This window comes from Actinomadura latina NBRC 106108, from assembly GCF_001552195.1.
GTDB classification, from domain to species: domain Bacteria; phylum Actinomycetota; class Actinomycetes; order Streptosporangiales; family Streptosporangiaceae; genus Spirillospora; species Spirillospora latina.
On sequence record NZ_BCQS01000003.1, the window covers coordinates 413,938 to 433,136 of the forward strand.

23 protein-coding genes are annotated in these 19,199 nt (G+C 70.8%); 15 read left to right on the forward strand and 8 right to left on the reverse strand.

Going from position 1 to position 19,199, the window contains the following annotated elements; all coding sequences use genetic code 11:
• Positions 1 to 2: 2 nt before the first annotated feature.
• Together AL2_RS02710 and AL2_RS02715 are read left to right on the forward strand one after the other, a co-directional pair.
• On the forward strand, positions 3 to 194 hold the full coding sequence (locus AL2_RS02710) for a hypothetical protein (RefSeq protein WP_067628758.1): 192 nt from the start codon (positions 3 to 5) through the stop codon (positions 192 to 194).
• 90 nt (positions 195 to 284) lie between these two features.
• Positions 285 to 1,058: an MgtC/SapB family protein gene (locus tag AL2_RS02715; RefSeq protein WP_305790663.1), complete on the forward strand. Its 774-nt coding sequence runs from the start codon at positions 285 to 287 to the stop codon at positions 1,056 to 1,058.
• Positions 1,059 to 1,062: 4 nt separating this feature from the next.
• On the opposite strand, the gene AL2_RS02720 is transcribed toward AL2_RS02715, so the two are convergent.
• From AL2_RS02720 to AL2_RS02730, 3 genes are read right to left on the reverse strand one after another with little or no spacing between them, the layout of a single operon-like run.
• Complete coding sequence (locus AL2_RS02720) at positions 1,063 to 1,278, reverse strand: hypothetical protein (protein ID WP_067628767.1); 216 nt, start codon at positions 1,276 to 1,278, stop codon at positions 1,063 to 1,065.
• Positions 1,279 to 1,330: 52 nt separating this feature from the next.
• Positions 1,331 to 1,882, reverse strand: coding sequence for a hemerythrin domain-containing protein (locus tag AL2_RS02725; protein ID WP_067628770.1), 552 nt, complete (start codon positions 1,880 to 1,882; stop codon positions 1,331 to 1,333).
• A 53-nt stretch (positions 1,883 to 1,935) separates the two neighbouring features.
• A complete protein-coding gene (locus AL2_RS02730; protein ID WP_067628771.1) occupies positions 1,936 to 2,817 on the reverse strand; it encodes an arylamine N-acetyltransferase family protein in 882 nt (293 codons plus the stop codon).
• A gap of 272 nt (positions 2,818 to 3,089) precedes the next feature.
• On the opposite strand from AL2_RS02730, the gene AL2_RS02735 reads away from it, so the two are divergent.
• The gene (locus tag AL2_RS02735; RefSeq protein WP_169806463.1) at positions 3,090 to 3,506 is read left to right on the forward strand and encodes an ATP-binding protein; all 417 of its coding nucleotides are present in this window, start codon (positions 3,090 to 3,092) and stop codon (positions 3,504 to 3,506) included.
• A 22-nt stretch (positions 3,507 to 3,528) separates the two neighbouring features.
• Here the strand turns inward: AL2_RS02735 and AL2_RS37180 are convergent, their stop codons facing one another.
• Positions 3,529 to 3,681, reverse strand: a complete 153-nt coding sequence (locus AL2_RS37180; protein WP_157437976.1) for a hypothetical protein — start codon at positions 3,679 to 3,681, stop codon at positions 3,529 to 3,531.
• 255 nt (positions 3,682 to 3,936) lie between these two features.
• Here AL2_RS37180 and AL2_RS02740 point away from each other — a divergent pair, with 255 nt between their 5' ends.
• From AL2_RS02740 to AL2_RS02750, 3 genes are read left to right on the forward strand one after another with little or no spacing between them, the layout of a single operon-like run.
• A complete protein-coding gene (locus tag AL2_RS02740) occupies positions 3,937 to 4,554 on the forward strand; it encodes a DJ-1/PfpI family protein (RefSeq protein WP_067628773.1) in 618 nt (205 codons plus the stop codon).
• Between the two features lie 59 nt (positions 4,555 to 4,613).
• Positions 4,614 to 5,729, forward strand: coding sequence for a hypothetical protein (locus AL2_RS02745; protein ID WP_157437977.1), 1,116 nt, complete (start codon positions 4,614 to 4,616; stop codon positions 5,727 to 5,729).
• Between the two features lie 48 nt (positions 5,730 to 5,777).
• Complete coding sequence (locus AL2_RS02750; protein ID WP_210748147.1) at positions 5,778 to 7,394, forward strand: CocE/NonD family hydrolase; 1,617 nt, start codon at positions 5,778 to 5,780, stop codon at positions 7,392 to 7,394.
• On the opposite strand, the gene def is transcribed toward AL2_RS02750, so the two are convergent.
• Complete coding sequence (gene def / locus AL2_RS02755; RefSeq protein WP_067628776.1) at positions 7,391 to 7,924, reverse strand: peptide deformylase; 534 nt, start codon at positions 7,922 to 7,924, stop codon at positions 7,391 to 7,393. The genes AL2_RS02750 and def overlap by 4 nt on opposite strands.
• Before the next feature lie 407 nt (positions 7,925 to 8,331).
• Between def and AL2_RS02760 the strand changes: the two genes are divergently transcribed.
• On the forward strand, positions 8,332 to 9,243 hold the full coding sequence (locus tag AL2_RS02760) for an alpha/beta hydrolase family protein (protein ID WP_067628777.1): 912 nt from the start codon (positions 8,332 to 8,334) through the stop codon (positions 9,241 to 9,243).
• Between the two features lie 90 nt (positions 9,244 to 9,333).
• Here the strand turns inward: AL2_RS02760 and AL2_RS02765 are convergent, their stop codons facing one another.
• On the reverse strand, positions 9,334 to 10,569 hold the full coding sequence (locus tag AL2_RS02765; RefSeq protein ID WP_067628778.1) for a PucR-like N-terminal domain-containing protein: 1,236 nt from the start codon (positions 10,567 to 10,569) through the stop codon (positions 9,334 to 9,336).
• A 382-nt stretch (positions 10,570 to 10,951) separates the two neighbouring features.
• Here AL2_RS02765 and AL2_RS02770 point away from each other — a divergent pair, with 382 nt between their 5' ends.
• A complete protein-coding gene (locus tag AL2_RS02770) occupies positions 10,952 to 11,200 on the forward strand; it encodes a hypothetical protein (RefSeq protein WP_157437978.1) in 249 nt (82 codons plus the stop codon).
• An 8-nt stretch (positions 11,201 to 11,208) separates the two neighbouring features.
• On the forward strand, positions 11,209 to 12,006 hold the full coding sequence (locus tag AL2_RS02775) for a hypothetical protein (protein WP_067628781.1): 798 nt from the start codon (positions 11,209 to 11,211) through the stop codon (positions 12,004 to 12,006).
• Between the two features lie 63 nt (positions 12,007 to 12,069).
• On the opposite strand, the gene AL2_RS02780 is transcribed toward AL2_RS02775, so the two are convergent.
• Positions 12,070 to 12,264 (reverse strand): hypothetical protein, encoded by a 195-nt coding sequence (locus AL2_RS02780; protein ID WP_067628783.1) that lies wholly within the window; start codon positions 12,262 to 12,264, stop codon positions 12,070 to 12,072.
• Between the two features lie 85 nt (positions 12,265 to 12,349).
• Between AL2_RS02780 and AL2_RS02785 the strand changes: the two genes are divergently transcribed.
• On the forward strand, positions 12,350 to 12,601 hold the full coding sequence (locus AL2_RS02785) for a hypothetical protein (RefSeq protein WP_067628785.1): 252 nt from the start codon (positions 12,350 to 12,352) through the stop codon (positions 12,599 to 12,601).
• A gap of 97 nt (positions 12,602 to 12,698) precedes the next feature.
• Here the strand turns inward: AL2_RS02785 and AL2_RS02790 are convergent, their stop codons facing one another.
• Entirely contained in the window at positions 12,699 to 13,940 is a 1,242-nt protein-coding gene (locus AL2_RS02790; protein ID WP_067628787.1) for an MFS transporter, read from the reverse strand.
• 91 nt (positions 13,941 to 14,031) lie between these two features.
• On the opposite strand from AL2_RS02790, the gene AL2_RS02795 reads away from it, so the two are divergent.
• From AL2_RS02795 to AL2_RS02815, 5 genes are all read left to right on the forward strand, one after another.
• Entirely contained in the window at positions 14,032 to 14,388 is a 357-nt protein-coding gene (locus AL2_RS02795) for a DUF488 domain-containing protein (protein WP_067628790.1), read from the forward strand.
• A 293-nt stretch (positions 14,389 to 14,681) separates the two neighbouring features.
• Entirely contained in the window at positions 14,682 to 15,347 is a 666-nt protein-coding gene (locus tag AL2_RS02800; RefSeq protein WP_067628793.1) for a DUF4360 domain-containing protein, read from the forward strand.
• 71 nt (positions 15,348 to 15,418) lie between these two features.
• Positions 15,419 to 16,069, forward strand: coding sequence for a DUF4360 domain-containing protein (locus AL2_RS02805; protein WP_067628795.1), 651 nt, complete (start codon positions 15,419 to 15,421; stop codon positions 16,067 to 16,069).
• A 243-nt stretch (positions 16,070 to 16,312) separates the two neighbouring features.
• Positions 16,313 to 17,689 carry an NADP-specific glutamate dehydrogenase gene (gene gdhA / locus AL2_RS02810; protein WP_083945868.1) on the forward strand — a complete coding sequence of 459 codons (1,377 nt, stop codon included), beginning with the start codon at positions 16,313 to 16,315 and terminating at the stop codon, positions 17,687 to 17,689.
• Between the two features lie 803 nt (positions 17,690 to 18,492).
• Positions 18,493 to 18,993, forward strand: a complete 501-nt coding sequence (locus AL2_RS02815) for a potassium channel family protein (protein WP_083945869.1) — start codon at positions 18,493 to 18,495, stop codon at positions 18,991 to 18,993.
• Positions 18,994 to 19,199 lie beyond the last annotated feature (206 nt).

The following is a 19,199-nucleotide window of genomic DNA, read 5'->3' on the forward strand; positions in this document are numbered from 1 at the left end:
GCATGCCGAACCCGCAGCAGCCCGAGATGAGGCGGTCGGAGCGGACCGCGGTGACCGAGGAGCCGGCGCCGGAGGCCACCGACCCGAAGTCGACGCGGGCCAAGGGCCACGCGCACGGCACCGACAAGGGAGACAAGGGCGGCGGCAAGGGCGGCGGGACCCCGCCCGACCAGCAGCCGCCGCACCCGTCATAGCGGAGGATCGCGGGCCGTCCCGGAGCAGACCGGGGCGGCCCGCGCATGCGTGGCTTGTGGGACGTGACGGCAGGGTAGAGACAAAAGGTGATCGAGCTGTTGCCGGGCCAGGGGTTCGTCGAGATAGGTGAGCTGCTGCTGGCGATGGTGCTGTCGGCCTCGATCGGGCTGGAACGGGGGCTGCGCAACAAGAGCGCTGGGCTGCGCACGCACACCCTCGTCGGCGTCGGCGCGGCCCTGTTCATGCTGGTCAGCAAGTACGGGTTCGAGAACGTCCCGGGGAACGTGTCGCTCGACCCGTCCCGCGTGGCGGCGCAGATCGTGTCCGGCATCGGGTTCATCGGCGGCGGGCTGATCTTCGTCCGGCGGGACGCGGTGCGCGGGCTGACGACCGCGGCGGTCGTGTGGGTGACGGCGGCGGTCGGCATGGCGGCCGGCGGCGGGCTGTGGGTCCTGGCGGTCGCGGTGACGGCCCTGCACTTCCTCGTCGTCTACGGGCTGAGCGCCCTGACGAAGTGGCTGCCGGTGCACCGGTTCCGGCCGGCGGGCCTCGCCCGGATGCGGCTCGTCTACCGGGACGGGCGGGGCGCGCTGCGGCAGGTCCTGATGGAGTGCACGCAGCGCGGGTTCGTGATCCTGGAGGTCAACGTCGACCGCGACTACCTGCCGGACGACACCGACCGCGGCCGGGACGAGCGCCGCGACCGGCGCGAACCGCCCGAGCGGCGGCGTCCCGGCAACGCGGTCGTGTCGCTGGTGCTGGAGGGCACGGGATCGATCCCGGACCTCGCCGCGCACCTGAGCGAACTGCCGGACGTCGTCGGCGTCACGATCGGCTCCGACCCCCGTGACGACAACGAGTGACCGGCTAGGGGACCTCGGTCTGCGGGCTGTAGCCGTCGTCCTCGCCGCCCGGGGTCTCGGCCTCGGCGATCGGCGGGTCCGTCGGGCTCGGGGTGTGCTCGTCCGCGAAGTCGGCGTCCGCGTCCTGCGGCGCACCCGCCTCGGCGCGCCGGTCGGCGAGCGGCTTGTCCTCGTCGCGCTTGTCCCCGGCGCGCTCGTCCCCGTGTTCGTCTGCGGTCATCGGCCCTCCTCCCGGGCGGCGGCCCCGGCGGCCCGGGACCGCCCCGTGCTCATCAGCTGCGGATCTTCCCGATGGCGTCGCGGACGCGGTCCGCGACGGCGGCCATCGGGCCGACCGCGAGGTTCTTGGTGGGCGACTCCGTCCCCTGGTGCGGATGCGTCGGGGCGGCGGCCTCAGCGGCGTGCACGGCCTTGGCCATGCCGCGCATCTGCTCGGGCGTGGCCTCCTGCCGGATGCGCGGGAACTCTTCCTTCTCCTCGTGCGAGGCGTGCGCCTCCACGTCCCTGTGGAACTTGGAGAACTTCTCCAGGAACTCCGGCGAGTCGGTGTCCATCTTCTCCAGCTCGGACAGGGCGCCCTTGGCCTTGTTCTCCTCCTCCAACCGGTCGTCCACCAGGTGGGAGCCGTCGCCGATGGCGCGGCGCGCGAACGGGTGGACGACCTCCTCCTCCGCGGTCTCGTGCACGGCCAGGAGTTCGCGGAGCTGGTCGAAGGCGTCCTTGCGGATCGTGCCGGTGCTGTTCTCCACCGTCGACGCCAGCCTGCGGATCTCATCGTGCTGCGCCCGCAGCAGGTCGACAACGTTCTCGGCCGTCTCGGCCATCATCATCCTCCTCGTCAAACGCTCGAACGGAGGCGATACCCGGACGGCGGAGTTCAACCCTCCGCGCGGGCGCGGACGAACGCGATGAGGCCGGCGGCGTCCTCCTCGTCCAGGACGATCTCGAAGTCCGCGGCCAGCACTTCCGGCAGGTCTCCGGGCTTGAGGGCGCGCGTCTCGGCGGAGCCGTCCGGCCGGGTGACGGTCAGCGTCGTCCCGTCCAGCACGCGGAGGGCGTCGGACGAGAACTTCTGCGTGAACGGACGGGCCGTGAACGGCGATCGCGGGTTGGTCGAGACGTAGTAGTTCAGCACGTCGAAGTCGATGCGGAACGTCTCGTTCATCGCGAACATGTGCCGCCGGACCCAGCCGTCCTCCCCGGTCTGGTGCAGTTCCCAGCCGGCCGTGTGGGGGCTCCACGTCCTGACGGTGCGGCCCCGCTGGAGCCGGAAGCCCCAGCCGTCCTGGACGACCTCCTCGCCGTCGACGAACCGCAGCGGTTCCAGCGGCCCGGCGCCGAACCCCACATCGCACAGCCAGGCCGGCTCATCACGCGCCTGACCGGGCGGCCGGACGTGCAGCAGCGCGTGCGTCGTCGGCCGGAAACCCGTCGCGCCCAGCATGACCCGCCCGGTCAGCGCGGTGACCTCGAAGCCCAGCCTCTCCAGCACCGCCGCGAACAGCCGGTTGTGCTCGAAGCAGTAACCGCCGCGCGGCCGCTCGACCAGCTTCGCCTGGACGGCGTCCAGCGACAGTTCGATCGGCCGCCCGAGCATGAGTTCCAGGTTCTCGAACGGGATGGACATGACGTGCGCCCGATGCAGCGCCTTCAGCGTCGCCTCGGTCGGTGGGAGCCCTCCGTCGTACCCGGTCCGCTTCAGGTAGGCGGGCAGATCCAGCAGTTCGTTCTGCCACCCGTATCCGAGATCCTCGCTCATGACTCCCTCTCCCGCTCACCGGGACAACACCGCACGTCCCCCGAATCCTCCCGGCGCGCTCCGGCCGAGCGGAAGCCGGAGCGCGAAGCGAGCGCCGCGGGCTCCGGGCGGCCTGAACGGGCGGGGGAGCGGAACCGTACAGCGAGGGTGACGGGCGACTTTCCGGACGTGGAGGGGGCCGTCGCGTGGGTGTCGAGGACGCGTTGGGAACTGCCGTGGCGGGCGGGCCGGGCCTTGGGGCCGGCTCCGCCCGGTCTGGGGGAGGCGGTGCTGTGGGGGAGCCGCGGGGCCGCGTGGTGCTCGGCGAGATCACGTTGCCGGGGGCGCGGCGGTCGGTCGGGGTCGCGCGGAGCTTCGTGCGTGGTCTGGCGGCCGGCCTGCCGGCGGTGGACGACCTGGTCATGGTGGTGAGCGAGACGGTCGCGAACGCGGTCGCCCACACCGCGTCGGGGATGGAGGGCGGGCGCGTGACGGTCGTCCTCACGGTGGGGGACGGGGTGTACCGGCTGGAGGTCGTCGATGACGGGGCGGCCTGCGGACGGCCGCACGTCAAGGACGAGGTGGGCGCGGAGACCGGGCGCGGAATGCGGATCGTGGCGGCGCTCTCGGCGCGGTGGGGGTTCCGGGCGGACGGGCCGCGCACGGTGGTGTGGGCGGAGTTTCCGGCCCCGGCCCCGGCCGCCGGGTAGCGGGCCGGGGCCGGGGCACCGGTCAGCGGCCCCGCTGGAGCTGCCGGGCCGGCATCTGCCGCGCGTTGCGGCGGTTGTTCGCGAAATTGGCCGAACGGATGTCGGAGTTCTTTCGCTTGCCCTTCTTCTTGGAGTTGACGAAGGGCGCGGATTCGGGGTTGTCAATGGCACGCATGAAGGCGGCACCTCCGGGAAGGCGTGAATTCGGCCGCGAATGGGCCGACGAGGAAAAGGGTGCGCGCACGGCTGCAGCACAGGCCACGTGACCTGTAGGCAAGGAGAAGCGCGCTGGTGAGAGGAACGGGAGCGAGCCCGAGGCGATGCCGGGGCGGCTCAACCGGAGGAGGATCAAAGGATCATGTGTAAGAGTTAGCCATAGATCCCCATGCGCTGTCAATCATTAATATCTCAGAGGGGCGAGGGAGTTCACATGACCACGTACGGGCTGCTGGTGTTCGAGGATGCGGAGGAACTCGACTTCGTGGGTCCCTGGGAGGTGTTCACGGCATCGGCGATGCTGCGTGATCAGGACGGTCGCGATCAAGGGGACAGGGCGTTTCTGGTCGCCGAGCAGTCAGGGCCGGTGCGTTGCGCCAAGGGCCTGCGGGTCGTCCCAGACCACACCTTGGACGATCACCCGAAGGTGGACGTCCTCCTGGTCCCCGGTGGGCGCGGCGCAAGGGAAACCCAGCCGAACAACCCGTCCGTCACGGGCTGGATAGCGAGGACGGCCGAGCAGGCCGATTGGGTGACGAGCGTGTGCACCGGTTCGATCCTGCTGCACGCCGCAGGCCCCGCCAAGGGACGAAGGGTCGCGACCCACTGGGCATCGGAGGACGCACTGGAGGCTCGTGGCGACGTGACCGTCGTACGCGATGCGCGCTACGTCGTGGACGGCAACCTCATCACCAGCCAGGGCGTTTCCGCCGGCATCGACATGGCCCTCTGGCTGATCGGACGCATCCACGGCCGCGACCACGCGCGGGCGGTCCGCCGCTACATCCAGTACGAGCCCGCGCCCCCGTACCTGGCCGACGAACCGGCCTGATCGGAACGAACATTCCATCATACCAGTGATGATCTTCGCTTATCGGCATAATCACGCGAATGGCAGTGTCGCTTCCGGTGCGGTTCCGCAGCGATGGCGGGCGGGTGGCGGTGGAGACCGACCCCCTGCACGCCCCGCTCCGCGACTTTCTCATCAACGACCTGGGCGAGGACGTCGCAGCGATCGCGCGCGCCCAGGGACGGCTGGGCGCCGGTTCGTCCGCGCCCTGGCAGGAGCTCTACCGCTACCACCGCCTCGACTTCGACGGCACCACCGTCCACGTGCGGGACGTCGGCGGATGGGCGTCCTGCGACCTCGACCCGGCCGTCCTGCGGGAGTGCCTGGACGAGTACCTCCAGCAGATCGGTTCCCTGCGGAGCCGCCGGAGCCTCGAACTGGTGCTGGGCAAGCCCCGCAACGGCGAACCGGTGGCGAGCTCCCTCGCCCTCGGTTCCGTCTCCCACCGGACGCTGGGCTGGGGCCTGATCCAGTCACCGCGCGCCATGCTGGAGGACATCGCCGGGCTCACCCCGCACCCGGACGACTGCCTTCCGCACGGCGTTCTGGAGACCGGCTCAGGCGCCTGCTGGGCCGACCTCGCCGTCCTGGACGAGGCCGGCACGCGACTGCGCGGCGGCACCAAGACGTTCATGCCGCGTGGGCTCGACGCGGAGCGGCTTATGGCGGAACTGGGCAACACCATGACGCAGGCCCGTTTCATCAGCGCCGTCCCAGGAGCGTGGTCCGGTGTCGTCGCCGGTGTCCCGGTGCACGGCTACATCGACCCGGACGCCGTCCTGCGGCTCCCGTGCCTGCCGATCGAGATCGAGGGCGTCGTCCGGCGCGTCCGGGTGTTCTTCCCGGAGCTGGCCGACTCCGGGGTCGATCTGGAGGCGGCCGTGTCGACTGCGGTCACGTTCGCGAAGGCCGTGAACGGGCCGCGTCACGTCCTGGCGGCGTTCCTGCTCCATGACGTGCAGAGCCATCGGCACCATCTGGAGGTCGTCCGTACGGCGCGTCCCGGCTGGGAGCACACGGGGAACGCCTGCCACCTGCGGGTCGACGTCCAGACCGTCCGGCTGGAGCACCTGTGGCTGCCGGGCCACGCCTGCGAGATGCCGACGGGCGAGTTCGCCGGCGTCCTCTACGAGTACGAGCGTCTCGTAACCTCGTGACCCAGTCGAATTGACCCAGTCGAATTGACCCAGTCGAAGGGGGCGTGGATGGCCGTGCTGGGACGACTCGTGGACCGCCTCTTCGGCCTTCCCGAGGCGTCCACACCGGACATCGAGGTCAGGCGCGACCTGCGCGCACCCATGCCGGACGGTGTCACCCTCATCGCCGACCTGTACCGTCCGCGTGGCGCAGGGCCGATGCCCGTCGTGCTGATGCGCACCCCGTACGGCAAACGGCAGCCCGTGATGCGGCTGTACGCCGGGGTCCTCGCCAGGCGCGGGTTCCAGGTCGTCGTCCAGAACGTGCGCGGTGTCCTCGGCTCCGGCGGCGAGTTCCACGCCTTCCACAACGAGAAGGACGACGGCCTCGCGACGCTCACGTGGGTTCGCGGCCAAGCGTGGTGTGACGGCAAGGTCGCCATGGTGGGCGCGAGCTACCTCGGCTTCACCGAATGGGCCGTCGCGCCCTACGCGGACCCTCCCCTAGAAGCGTTGGGGCTGGGCGTCACTGCGTCCGAATTCGTGAGCTCCTTCTACCCGGGTGGTGCGCTCGCCCTCCACAACACGCTCGTCTGGTCGTCGTTGATGGGCACGCAAGGCGAAAGGAAGCGGCCGCTCCACAACAGACGCGTCCGGCAGGCGATGCGCCACCTCCCGGTAGGGGAAGCGGACACGGCGGCCATCGGACGTCCCGAAACGTTCCTCCGCGAGGTCACCGCCCATGCCGAGCCTGACGACGGCTTCTGGAAGGCGACCGACCACAGCGCCGCCGTCCCCGGCACGACCGCACCGACCACGATGGTGACGGGCTGGTGGGACCTCTTCCTGCGCGGCCAGCTGCGTGACTTCGCCGCCCTCCACGCGGCCGGACGCCAGGTGCGCATCACCATCGGGCCATGGGGGCACGACACGAAAGCCCTCCGCGCCATGGTCTCCGACCAGGTGTCCTGGCTCGATATCCACTTGAACGGCGACAGCGCCCACTTGAGCAGCGACAGGGCCCAGCTCCGCCAGGCTCCGGTAAGGCTCCACCTGCAGAAGGCCGACCGCTGGCTCGACTTCGACCAGTGGCCCCCGTCCGAGACCAAGCCCACGCCCCTCTACCTAGGCCGAAGCCTCCTCTGGGACGAGCCCCCTGACGCGGACCCCGTCACGTTCACCTACGACCCCCTCGACCCCACACCGACCGTAGGAGGACCGCTGCTCTCACCCGGCAAGGGCAGGCAGCGGGACAACACGCCGATCGAACGCCGCGACGACGTGGTCGTCCTGACCGGCGCGCCCCTGGACGGCGACCTCGACCTGATCGGCCCGGTCTCCGCGACGATCCACGTCCGCATCGGCACCGGCCACGGCGACCTGTTCATCCGGCTCTGCGACGTCGACCGCGACGGCGTCTCCCGCAACGTCACCGACGGCATCCTGCGCATCGCGTCCGAGGGGGTGGTGCGGGCCGAGATCGAGATGCATCCGACCGCGTACCGCTTCCTGCGCGGCCACCGGCTGCGCGTCATGCTGGCGGGCGGCGCGTTCCCCAGGTTCGCCCGCAACCCCGGCACCGGCGAGCCCGCCGGGCGGGCCGTCGCGTCCCGCCGCACGCGCTTCGAGATCCTCCGCGACAAGGAACACCCGTCCGCCGTCCATCTCCCGGTGTGGGACGGCTAGCTCGCTTCGCTCTCCGCACGCAGAGCCTCGTACTCCTTGAGCACCTTCTTGCGCGCCCTGGCCGAGAGCCGGTCGATGTAGAGCCTGCCCTCAAGGTGGTCTGTCTCGTGCTGGAGGCAGCGGGCGAGCAACCCCGTCCCCTCTACCGTGATCTCAGCCCCGTCGACGTCGAAGCCGTGCACGGTCGCGCGGTCAGGACGTGCCAGCCGCGCATGAGGCCCCGGCACGGAAAGGCAGCCCTCCTCGTCGTCGTCCAGCCGCCGATCCTCCAGCGCCGGCAGCTCCAAGACCGGGTTGACGACGGCGCCCCTGCGCCGCTCGCCGTCCGCGTCCGGGCAGTCGTAGACGAAGACGCGCAGGTCCACGCCGATCTGGTTCGCGGCGAGGCCGACGCCCTCGGCCTCGTACATGCTGGCGAACATGTCGCCGGCCAGCTCCGCCAGCGCCGCACCGAAGTCCTCGACGGGCCGGCACGCCTGGTGCAGGACGGGCGTCCCCACCAGTGTGATCGGCCGCACGCGTCCCACCATCACCAGTTCCTCCCACGCCGATTACACCACGACCTCTGAACGCGCAGCGTGTTCCGTTCGTCGCACACAGTCGCCCGCTCGTCGATGCGCGGGGTTGGAAACCTCGATCCCGCCACGGCTCCCTCGCTACGTTCTTCACATCCGCCGGACGGCCGGTACGAGCCGCTTCGGGGGGAGCGGCCGGTCCTGTGAGCGCACCAGGGATCCGGCGCGGCGGAACGGGGGGAGAGGGGTCACTCCGGGGGGAGTGGCCCCTCCGTCCTTTCCCGGGGGCGTTTGTAAGTTGGCTATAAGACCTCCGGTGAGAACGTACAGCCGGATGAGAAGTAAACACCGGCAGGGCGTCCCACAATTCTGGCACCCGCGAATTCCCCCTTTCGCGGTTCGGCTAGTGAAGGGTACGCCCGATGAACAGGCATCTGACGAATGCGTTCAGAGTGCTCCCCGCGGCCGCGGTGCTCGCCGCGGGCGCGGCCCTGGCGCCCGCGGCCGCCGCCGCCGCGCCGGCCCGTCCCGCCGGTGCCGTCCAGTCCGCCGCCAATCCGTACGAGCGCGGGCCCGCGCCGACCGAGGCCGGCATCACCGCGGAGAAGGGCCCGTTCGCCATCGAGAAGATCGACGTCCCGGCGGGCAGCGGCACCGGCTTCAACAAGGGCACGATCTACGCGCCGACCGACCTGAGCCAGGGCACCTTCGGCGCCATCGCCGTCTCGCCCGGCTTCGTCTCCCCGCAGGCCCTGATCGACTGGTACGGGCCGCGCCTCGCCTCGCAGGGCTTCGTCGTCATGACCCTGGAGACCAGCAGCCTCCTCGACCAGCCCGCCGCCCGCGGCGACCAGCTCCTCGCCGCGCTCGACTACCTGACGGGCAAGAGCAGGGCGAAGGACCGCATCGACGCGTCCCGCCTCGCCGTCATGGGCCACTCCATGGGCGGCGGCGGAACCCTGGAGGCGGAGAAGAAGCGGACCTCGCTGCAGGCCGCCGTGCCCCTCGCGCCCTGGGACCTCAACTACGACTGGAAGAGCGTCCAGACCCCGACCCTGATCATGGGTGCGGACAACGACTTCATCGCGCCGGCCGACTCGATGGCGCACTCGTATTACACGGGCCTCACCGGCGTGCCCGAAAAGGCATATCTGGAGCTGAAGAACGCCGGGCACATGACGTTCAACTCGCCCAACACGACCATCGCGAAATACGCGATCGCGTGGATGAAGCGGTTCGTCGACGACGACGTCCGCTACGACAAATTCCTCTGCCCCGAACCGGGGCCCGACAGCAACATCGCCGCCTACGAGGGCACCTGCCCGACCGGCTGACTCCCATCGCCCGGACGGTGGTGGCGGCTGGCGCGTCCTCGAAGGCGCCCGGGCCGGCACCGCCGTCCTCGCGTGTCCGGTTCGCCGTCCTCACGCGTCCGGTGCGTCCGCCGGCGAGAGGCGCCGGTCGCCCGGATCGAGGCGGACGAGATGGTGCAGGAGCAGCAGCAGCTCGATCCGCCGGTCCGGATCGAGCAGGACGCCGCCGAGCGTCTCCTCCAGCCGCCGGATCCGGTACCGGACGGTCTGCTCGTGCACCAGCAGCCGCTCCGACGCCGCCACCGCGTTGTCGCGGCACTCCATGTAGGTCAGCAGCGTCCGCGACAGCGCGTCCCGCCGGTGCGGCGGCAGCTTCATCAGCGGTGCGAGCCGGCCGGCCAGCGCCACGTCGAGCAGCTCCTCGCTCTGCGCCGCGACCAGGCTCGGCAGGTGGTCCAGGCAGCGCAGCGGCTCCTTGCCCGGCAGCACGCCGCGCTCGACCAGCGCGAGCCCGCGCCGCGCCCAGCGCAGTGACAGCGCCGTACGGGCGGGCGGGACGGCCGGGCCGATCGCCGCGGACACCGCGCCCTTGATCGCGGCGAGCATCCGGTCGCGGCCGGGGCCGTCCGGGTCCGGGCAGATCAGGTACGGCTCCGCCGCGTCCCAGTCGGCGAGGAACATCGGCGGCAGCACCGGGACCGCCCGGCCCGGATCCGGGCGGACGGCGACGGCGGCCAGCGTCCGCGGCACCGGCCAGCCCGCCGACCGCGCCACCTCCCCGATCGCCTCCGCGCTCGCCGGCGGCTCCATGACCAGCAGGTCGCGGAGCCGCCGCCGGAACCGCTCCCGCTCGCCCGCGATCTCGCCCTGCGCCCGCGCGTAACCCTGGCCGGCCGCGCCCGCGATGCGCTCCAGGAACACGAACAGCGACTCGGTGATCTGGCCGAGGGTGTCCAGCGACCAGCCGAGCCGGCGCGCGTCCTTGATGAACCGGCGGCACGCGACCTGCCCGCACACCCGGATCGCCGTCTGCAGCCCGTCCAGGCTCCGGCCCTGCCGCGCCTCGTACGCGCCGATGCCCGCGAAGATCTCGGTGACCTTCTCCCAGTCCATGCCGGGGCGGCCGATGGCGTCCACGAACTGCCGGACGGTCTCCTCGACGGCCCACCGCATCCGCTGCCCGTAGCGGCTCTCCGGCGGGCGCGCGTACTCCGGGACGAGGCCCTGGATCTCCTCGACCATCTCCGCCGCCGCGGCCTCCAGATACGGGAGCATCGGGCCGGCGAACTCCGCCGGGACCCCGGACAGCGGGAAGTCCGCGGCGCTGGACGACCTCTTCCGGCTCATGCGCACCAGCGTCGGACGCGGTGACGGCCCGGCGATAGGCGCGCACGGAAAGTTTCGGTGCCGGGCGATTGTCATCCCGCTGACAGTCGCGAACCCGCCGCGCGGCGTGTCGCCCGCGCCTCCGGGCATCGTCTCCGGCGCACCCGCCGGCGGTAAAGAGATCTCCCCGGAGCGGACCTCCAGCCGCCGAACCGGAATTCTTCGCAAAGGAATTCCCTGCCCCGTCAAAACGGCATGGGATCACCTCCCCGCAAGGCGTAGATCAGCAGCGCCGAACGGACGTTCCCGGCGAAACGCCAATGGTCCGCCATCTCTCCCGTGCCGCGAAAACTTGACCCGGCGGAAGTCGACTTCAGATGCCGCCTGCGCCATGGTCGTCCGCATGTATTCACGAATTCGAACCGCCGGAACGGCCGGACCCACCGGCTGGCTGCTCGCCTTTCTCGGCGCCCGCGAGCAGGCGCTGCGCACCCACACCGGCCTCGCCGCCGGCCCCGCGGAATGGCTGCTGGTCTTCCTGGAGGTCGAGCGCACCGAACTGGCCGCCCGGCAGCGTCCCGCCACCCTGCTCACCCGGCGCGACCGGCGCGAGGAGTCCCCGTTCGGCCGGCTGACCGCCCGCAGCGCATAGAGGAAGTCATGACCATCGAGATGCTCCTCGCCGCCCTGATCGGCGGCGCGATCGGCCTTGCCGAGTTCGTCGCGCGCTACCGCGACAAGCCCGTCTCCGCCCTCCTGTCCCCCGGCGGCCTGCTGTTCGTCTTCGTCAACGCCAGCGCGTCCATCATCGCGCTGATCGCGGTGACCGCCGCGGGCTGGACGTTCGGCCTGCCCCCCGAAACGCCCCCGGCGAGCCTCATGGTCGTCCGGGTGATCGCCGCCGGCATCGGGTCCGCGGCCCTCCTGCGGATGTCGTTCGCCCCCGCGCACAGCAGGGCCGCCGGGACCGGCCCCATCACCGTCCTCAACGGCATCCTCCGGCTCGCGGACGGCGAACTGGAGCGCAAGCGCGCGCTCAGCAGGCTGTCGCACGACGACCTGTCGGGGCTGTCGTTCGAACGCGACCACGCGGCCCTCGCCGAACTGTGCTGCCACCTCATGCGCGAGTTCGACCTGTCCGAGGCGCAGCGGCTCGGCGGGCTCGCCGCCGAACTCAGCCACCGCGACGACCTCACCGACGCCGACAAGCTCGACTGCTGGGGCCTGGAGCTGACCCGCCTCGTCGGCGAGCGCGCCCTCCGGCAGGCCGCGCGGCGGCTCCGGGACCGTCCCCGCGACGACCCCGGCCCCGCCGCGCCCGACGAGCGCGCCCCGGTGCCCGACACCGACCACCCCGTGGAGACCGTGCCGCCGCCCCGCTCACCCGTCGCCAAGACCTCCCGCCTCGCCGCGAGCACCGCCGCCCGGACGGAGCGCAAGTCGTTCAGCGACGTCTGATACCCGGAGAAATACCGGTGCGTCCCTTTGCCGGGCGCACCGGTATTTTCGCGGAAACGGCCACTACCTCGGCCGGACGGCGGACGGGACGGTATCGCTCTCGTCCCGCTCTTCCAGGGTCGCCGCAATTCGGTGCAGCGCTTCCGCCAGCGATACGAGCGCCTGTACCTGGGCGGCCGCCATGAGATTTCCCGGCGACGGATCGGCGGCCTGCGCCTCCGCGGCCGCGTCGCACGCCTGCTGGCTCCACCAATGCACGCGGCGATGCTATTCGAGCCGCCGAATGCGGCACCCGCCGCCGCGCCGCCGCATTACCGACACCGGAATGGAAAGGGCCAGACACGTGAACCCAGGACCGCGGGCGGCGCCCGCCGGCCGCCGGCCGCCGCGCTGGGCCGGCAAACCGGTGCGCCGGCTGACCGCCGCCGAACTGGCCGAGGCCCTCGCCTACCTGGAACGGCACCGCCCCGACGACGACGTCCTCGGCCGCGCCCTCGCCGCCGAGTTCGCCCGCCGCACCGCCGCCGCCGAGTTCGCCGACCGGACCGCCACCACCCGTCCGCCCCGCCGCGGCCGCCCGCCCGACCCGTCCTGAACCCGCGCCGCCGCGGTCCTGGCATTCGAGGCGCCGTTGATGCTTGCGGTTGCGGGGCGGTACTGCGCTCCGCGGGGCGCGGATCGGCGTCCGGAGCTCAGGTGGCGGGAGTCGGCTGCGCGGGGTTTCGCGCGTCGGCGGCGGCCGTGGGACGGCGGTGCCTCAGCATAGGGACGCTAAGGAAGGTGAACGTGCTCATGACCAGGAAGTACGGCGTCGTTCCCGCGTCCAGGAGGAAGCCTCCGGCGAAAGGGCCCAGGAAGAAGCCGAGCTGCCGTACCTCCGACAGGCCGAAGTAGGCGCCCTTGTGCTCGCCGGACGCCAGTTCGTGGACGGCCATGTCCGGCATCGGCAGCAGGATGCCCTCGCCGATCGTCCAGAAGACGATGCCGGCGTACAGCCAGGCCAGGCCGGACGGGCTCGACCAGAAGCACGCGAACGCGAGCGTGAAGTTCGCGGCGCCCAGCACGACCATGGCGGTGCGGCCGACCCGCCCCGACACCCGGTCGATCGGGAGTTGCAGCGCCAGGGCGAGGACGGCGTTGGTGATGAACAGGACGGCGAAGTACCCCTCCGTGCGGTCGCCGTACTGGCCCTTCATGTAGAGGGGGATCATCGACTCCAGCTGGGAGAAGACGAAGAACACCACGATGCCGCCGGTGACGACCGCGAGCAGCCGCCGGTCGCGGAGCGTCGCCGCGACCGACTCGCGCGGGGACGGCCCGCCTCCCCCGCCGCGCGGCGGCCGCAGCGCCACCAGATCCCGGTTCCGCACCAGCACGAGGACCAGATACGACGCGTAGAAGAACGCCGGGACGGCGAAGAACGCCACCGGGCCGGCGTGGTACAGCGCCCCGCCGATCGCGGGCCCGCCGATGGCGCCCGCGCACAGCGTCATGTACCGCACCCGGAACATGCGCCCCTCCGCGTGCCCGGGGGACTCGTCCGCCGCGTGCGACAGCAGCTTCTTCGCGCCCGGCTCCACCATCAGCCGCGCGCCGCCCAGCAGCAGGAACAGCACCACGATCGCCGCCGCCCCGCGGACCGACGCCAGCAGCCCGTACACCGCGACGTAGCACACCAGCCCGGCCCGCATCAGCGGGACCGCGCCGAGCCGGTCGACGACCATCCCGCCGAGCAGCCCGCCGAACGCGGCGATGAGCGCGACCGCGCCGACGACGGCGCCCACGGCGGGCCTGCCGAGGCCCGTGTGCTCGCTCAGGTACAGCGGCGCGAACGGCATCGCGGCGAAGAACGCGAGCGAGTTCAGCAGCGCGCCGCCCTCCAGCAGCCGCTGCGTCGGGGTGAGCCGCCATAACGGCGTCCGCGGCTCCGGCATGCGACCTCCCCGCTGAGCGGAACGGGCCGAGGCTACGACGCGGCACCGACAAAACCGCACATCGCTTCGGCGGACGGGGTAAGGAGGAGGCATGGAGGTCAAACTGCGCAGGGTGTACGAGCCCGCGTCGTCCGAGGACGGCAAGCGGGTGCTGGTCGATCGCGTGTGGCCGCGCGGGCTGTCCAAGGACAAGGCCCGCCTGGACGAGTGGGAGAAGGACGTCGCCCCCTCGACGGAGCTGCGCAAGTGGTACGGCCACGACGTGGACAGGTTCGACGAGTTCATCGACCGCTACGACGCCGAACTGCGCGACCCCGGCCGCGCCGCCGCCTTCGACCGGCTCCGCGACCTGGCCGGCGACGGCACGATCACCCTGCTCACCGCGACCAAGGACATCGACCACAGCCAGGCCGCCGTCCTCGCCGCCCGCCTCCGCGACACCGCCTGACCCTGCTGAGTTCGCGAGCCCGGCCGGCACCCGCTGCGGCCGGGCCGTCCGGCGTGCCGAGGGACGTTCTGAAGGACGTTCTGCGGGACGTTCTGAATTTTTCGGCGAACTTGATGGAACGATCCCCTTTTAAGGGAATTTTCATGGACGTTCCAAGATGGCTGTTCGTGGCCTCGATGCGTCCTTAATTGTTCCGCTCCAAGTGGTTCATTGATGTTGAAAACCGCTGATTGACTCCGCTGACCAGGCAATTTTACGCTCCCTTTGCGCAGGCTCCAGCGAGGAGGAATCGCATGCGTAAAGGGATTGCCGTTTCCGCTGCCGCCGCAATTGCCGGGATCGCCGTGACCGCCGTGACCGCCGGGATCGCCGCGCCGGCCTCCGCCGCCCCGCTCCGGCGCGGCCCGGACGGCGTGACGATCGAGATCGCGACCGTCAACGGGTCCGGGTGCCCGGCCGGGACCGCCGCGGTCGCCGTATCGGACGACAAGGAGGCGTTCACCGTCACCTACAGCGACTACATGGCCCAGGCGGGCGGTTCCTCAAGCCCGACCGAGTTCCGGAAGAACTGCCAGATCAGCATGAAGGTGCACGTCCCGCAGGGGTTCACCTACGCGATCGCATCCAGCGACTACCGCGGGTTCGCGTGGCTGGAGCCCGGCGCCAGCGCCATTGAGAAGGCGAGCTACTACTTCCAGGGCATGCCGCAGACCTCCGCGATCTCGCACAACCTGAAGGGCGAGTACGCCGACAACTGGCAGTTCACCGACACCAACGACGTGGCGCAACTCGTCTACAAGCCGTGCGGCGAGGAGCGCAACTTCAACATCAACACGGAACTGCGGGTGCTCAGGGGCACCTCCGACCCGTCGCTGACGAGCTTCATCTCCATGGACTCGACCGACGGCAGCATCAACACCACCTACCACTTCTCCTGGATGCAATGCCCCCCGTGGTGAACGCCCCGTGGCGACAAAGCCCGTGGTGGACACATCGCGGTAAGGAGCCCCGAGTAAAGGAGTAACGACCGATGCGCAAAGGACTGACCGTCTCGGCGGCCTGCGCGGCCGCCCTGGCGCTGCCGCTGTCGGCGGCCCCCGCCTCCGCCGCACCCGCCGACCCGGCGCCGCCCGACCGGATCGTCATCGACGTCCTCACCGTGAACGGGTCCGGCTGCGCGGCCGGCACCGCCGCGGTCGCGACGGCGAGCGACAACACCGCGTTCACCGTCACCTACAGCGACTACCTGGCCCAGGCCGGCGGGAACTCGAACCCGACGGACTTCCGCAAGAACTGCCAGATCAACCTGCGGGTGCACGTGCCGCAGGGGTTCACCTACGCGATCGCCGGCGCCGACTACCGGGGCTTCGCGTACCTGGCGGACGGCGCGTCCGGCATGGAGAAGGCGAACTACTACCACCAGGGCATGGCGCAGACGACGCCGGTCAGCCACACGATCAAGGGCGCCTACTCGGACAACTGGCAGTTCTCCGACCGGACGCCCGTCACCGAACTCGTGTTCGCGCCCTGCGGCGAGGACCGCAACTTCAACATCAACACCGAGCTGCGGGTGTACCAGGGCAGCTCGGACGCGTCGCAGACCAGCTTCATGACCTTCGACTCGGCCGACGGCGGCGTCAAGACCACATACCACTTCGCGTGGAAGAAGTGCCCGGGCTGACCACACGTCCCCCGGACCCGCCGGGCCGCGTCCCCGCCCAGGGAGGAACGCGGCCCGGCGTCATGCCGTCCGGGTGCCGTGCCGTCCGGTGCCGTGCCGTCCGGGTGCCGTGCCGGTCGGGCCGTGCTGGTCGGGCGGAGGTCAGTTGTCAGTCATGGACGGGTTCCGACCTGCGGTCACCCCGTCTCAGGCGGTGAAACGCAGGTTTTAGAGTGGGAGGGGTCTGAAGGAAGGAACCTCACCATGCCACTGGCCCCCCGTCTGCCGGCGCCACCCGAGACCCTGGCCGTCCTGGAAGAGTCCTACGACAGGGTCCTCCGGCGGGACCCGGGCGAACCCGAGTTCCACCAGGCCGTCCACGAGGTTCTCGAGTCCCTCGGTCCGGTGCTGGCCGCACGGCCGGGGCTGGCCGCCGCCAAGATGGTCGAGCGGGTGATCGAGCCGGAGCGGCAGATCATGTTCCGGGTGCCGTGGCAGGACGACAACGGCGAGATCCACGTCAACCGCGGCTTCCGCGTCGAGTTCAACGGCGCGCTCGGACCGTACAAGGGCGGGCTCCGCTTTCATCCGACGGTCAACCTCGGCATCGTCAAGTTCCTCGGCTTCGAGCAGATCTTCAAGAACGCGCTGACCGGGCTCGGCATCGGCGGCGGCAAGGGCGGCAGCGACTTCGACCCGCACGGCCGCTCCGACGAGGAGGTCATGCGGTTCTGCCAGTCGTTCATGACCGAGCTGTACCGCCACGTCGGCGAGCACACCGACGTTCCCGCCGGGGACATCGGCGTCGGCACCCGCGAGGTCGGCTACCTGTTCGGCCAGTACCGCCGCGTCACGAACCGCTGGGAGGCGGGGATGCTGACCGGCAAGGGCGCGCTGTGGGGCGGCTCCGCCTGCCGGACGGAGGCGACCGGCTACGGCAACGTCATGTTCACCGCCGAGATGCTGCGCCGCCGCGGCGAGGACCTCGACGGCCAGCAGATCGTCGTGTCCGGCTCCGGCAACGTCGCGATCTACACGATCGAGAAGGCCCAGCAGCTCGGCGCCAACGTGATCACCGTGTCGGACTCCGGCGGCTACGTGGTTGACGAGAAGGGCATCGACCTCGACCTGATCAAGCAGGTCAAGGAGATCGAGCGGGGCCGTGTGTCCGACTACGCGGAGAAGCGCGGCGGATCCGCCCGCTACGTCCCCGGCGGCCGAGTATGGGACGTCCCGGCCGACATCGCGCTGCCGTCCGCGACGCAGAACGAGCTGGACGCGGAGGCCGCGCGGATCCTCGTCCGCAACGGCGTGAAGGCGGTGTCCGAGGGCGCCAACATGCCGACCATGCCGGACGCCGTGCACATCTTCCAGGACGCGGGCGTCGCGTTCGGCCCCGGCAAGGCCGCCAACGCCGGCGGCGTCGCCGTCAGCGCGCTGGAGATGCGGCAGAACGCGAGCCGCGCCTGCTGGTCCTTCTCCCGCGTCGAGGAGGAACTGGCCGCGATCATGACGAACATCCACGAGACCTGCTACGAGACCGCCGAACGCTACGGCGCCCCCGGCGACTACGTCGTCGGCGCCAACATCGCGGGCTTCGAGCGCGTCGCCGACGCCATGCTCGCCCAGGGCCTCATCTGACCCAACCTGACCGGAACCGCGGGTTCCGATCCACTTGCCCCTCCGGGGGCGGGCGCCTTCAACGGCGAGGGCCCCGCCCACCCCGGCCTCCTCAGAGAGCGTCCTTCAACGACGAAGGCCCACCCACCGAGCCTCCCCAGTCTTCCCGCGCACTCAGCTCCCCTCCCCGACTCTCGCGCGCCCTTTGCCCTGTCTCCCCGCGTCCTCGGCCTCCGCGTGTCTTGGGGTCTTCGCGTGTCTGCGGCCTCCCCGTGTCTGCGGCCTCCCCGTGTCTGCGGCCTCCCCGTGTCTGCGGCCTCCGCATGTCTTGGGTCTCCGCATGTCTTGGGTCTTCGCGTGTCCTCGGTCTTCGCGTATCTCCGGCATCCGTGTGTCTGCGGCGTCCGTGTGTCTGCGGCGTCCGCGTATCGCCGGCGTCCGTGTGTCATCGAGCCCTGCGTGTCCTCGGCGCCCGCGTGTTGTTGGGGTCCGTGTGTCTCCGGGCTCCGCGTGTCCACAGGTCCGCGTATCTGGGCGTTCGCGTGTCGTCGGGCGTCCGTGTGTCATCGGCTTCTTTGCGTGTCCGGTTTGCCGCGTGCTCAGGTCTCGCTGTGCCCTCGGCTCTGTGCGCACCCGGTCTCCCTGCGGCCCGGCTTCTCCTCACCGAGGGTCCTCTGTGCGTCGAACTCGTGTCGCTACTAAAGCGATAGACGCCTGGTGAAGGTTCACTTGCCACGTCCGGCACCTCGGCTAGGCGATTCTTCCGCTATCCGGGGCACGGACGGGAAGTGGAGACGCATGCGCGAAGAGGGCGCGGCAGGCTTGTGCTCCGGACGGTCCTGCGCACGGCGTTGACGACGCTGTGCCTGCTGGCCGCCTACTTCGCCGCCCCGCTGACAAGGGCGTTCACGTTGGTGACCGCCGTGGTGCTGGGATGTGCCCTGGTCGCGCTTGGGGCGGTCGTCTGGTGGCAGGCGCGAGCGATCGTGCGGTCGCCCTCACCGCGGCTGCGGACGATCGAGGCGCTCGCGACGTCCGTTCCGGCGTTCTTGGTGGTCTTCGCCGCGGGTTACTGCCTGATGGAGAACGGTGCGCCGGGGGCCTTCTCCGAACCGCTGACGCATCTTGACGCCCTGTACTTCACCATGACCGTGTTCTCGTCGGTCGGGTTCGGAGACATCGTGCCGCGGTCGCAGGCGGCGCGGGCGCTGACGTCGGCGCAGATGCTCGGAGACCTCGTCTTCCTCGGGTTCGTCGTGAAGGTTCTGGTCGATGCGATGCGCAGGGGCGTCCAACACCAGGGAGGCGGGGACGGCGATTCGTAACCCGCTACCTGGATCTCCGGTGTCTCTGAGGCCCGGCGTGCCGAGGAGGACGGGCGCTCGTGATGAGTGAACCCGCCGGCAGGTGGAGAAGCCCCCGGAAGTCGTCCGACCGGGGGCCTCTCAGCTTCACGACCTACGCCCGAAAGGGCTCAGACCATAGACCACCTTCCTCCCGATATCCGCCAGGTCTGGTACCTCCCGGCCGT